This window comes from Streptomyces huiliensis (genome assembly GCF_020037025.1).
Taxonomy (GTDB): domain Bacteria; phylum Actinomycetota; class Actinomycetes; order Streptomycetales; family Streptomycetaceae; genus Streptomyces; species Streptomyces huiliensis.
Genome location: NZ_JAIQLH010000163.1, coordinates 1 through 1456, shown reverse-complemented (window position 1 = coordinate 1456; position 1456 = coordinate 1). Strand labels below are relative to the sequence as shown.

The following is a 1456-nucleotide window of genomic DNA, read 5'->3' as shown; positions in this document are numbered from 1 at the left end:
CAGGCTGCGCGGAAGCTGCGGGCGCCGCGGGACTCGGAGCGGGGGCGGGAGCGGGCGCGGCCGTGGGAGCCACCGGAGCAGGCGCCACGGCCGGCTGCGCGCCGCCGGGAACGGCACCCGACACGGCCGCGCGAGCGGCAGCGGGCCCGGAGAGCCCGGGAGCCCCCGCAGGAGCGTGCCCCTGCGGACCGGGCTCGTACCCGACCGAGACGCCGCCCTGCGGCGCACCCATGAAACCGCCGGCGGCGGGCCCGGCGCTCAGCCCCATCCGCTCCAGCTTGTCCAGCCTGGCGCGGACAGAGCGCTCGTCGTCGTACGCCCCGGGCAGCAGCACCCGCGCGCAGATCAGCTCCAGCTGGAGCCGAGGGGACGTGGCCCCACGCATCTCCGTCAACCCCTGGTTGACGAGGTCGGCGGCGCGGCTGAGCTCTCCGGCACCGAAGACGGACGCCTGCGCCTGCATGCGCTCGACGACGTCGGCGGGGGCGTCGATGAGCCCCTTCTCGGCGGCGTCCGGCACGGCGGCGAGGATGACGAGGTCACGCAGCCGCTCCAGGAGGTCGGCCACGAAGCGGCGCGGGTCGTTGCCGCCCTCGATCACCCGGTCCACGACCTCGAACGCGGCCCCGCCGTCGCCCGCCGCGAACGCGTCGACGACCGCGTCGAGCAGCGACCCCTCCGTGTACCCGAGGAGGGACGTCGCCATGGCATACGTCACACCGTCCTCGGCAGCACCGGCGAGCAACTGGTCCATCACGGACATCGAGTCACGCACGGAACCGGCGCCGGCCCGGACGACGAGCGGCAGCACGCCCTCCTCGACCGGGATCTTCTCCTGCTCGCAGACCTGCCCCAGGTAGTCGCGGAGCGTGCCGGGCGGGACCAGGCGGAACGGGTAGTGGTGCGTACGCGACCGGATCGTCCCGATGACCTTCTCGGGCTCGGTGGTCGCGAAGATGAACTTGAGGTGCTCCGGCGGCTCCTCGACCACCTTCAGCAGGGCGTTGAAGCCCGCCGAGGTGACCATGTGCGCCTCGTCGATGATGTAGATCTTGTAGCGGCTGGAGGCCGGCCCGAAGAACGCCTTCTCCCGCAGCTCACGGGCGTCGTCCACACCACCGTGGGACGCGGCGTCGATCTCGATCACGTCGATCGAGCCCCGCCCGTTCCGCGCCAGGTCCTGGCAGGACTGGCACTGCCCGCAGGGGGTGGGCGTCGGGCCCTCCTCGCAGTTCAGGCAGCGCGCGAGGATCCGCGCGCTGGTCGTCTTGCCACAGCCGCGCGGCCCGCTGAACAGGTACGCGTGATTGACCCTGTTGTTCCGCAGCGCCTGCTGCAACGGGGCGGTGACATGCTCTTGCCCGATGACCTCGGCGAAGGACTCGGGGCGGTAGCGGCGGTAGAGCGCGAGGGACGACACACCTACGACGATATCGGGCCCCACTGACAAGTGGCC

The 1456-nt window shown here is 72.5% G+C and carries 1 protein-coding gene; it reads right to left on the bottom strand.

Annotation, left to right across the window (positions count from 1 at the left end):
- On the bottom strand, nucleotides 1-1420 hold a 1420-nt coding region (locus JNW98_RS24755; protein ID WP_223770501.1), incomplete at its 3' end, for a DNA polymerase III subunit gamma and tau.
- Nucleotides 1421-1456 lie beyond the last annotated feature (36 nt).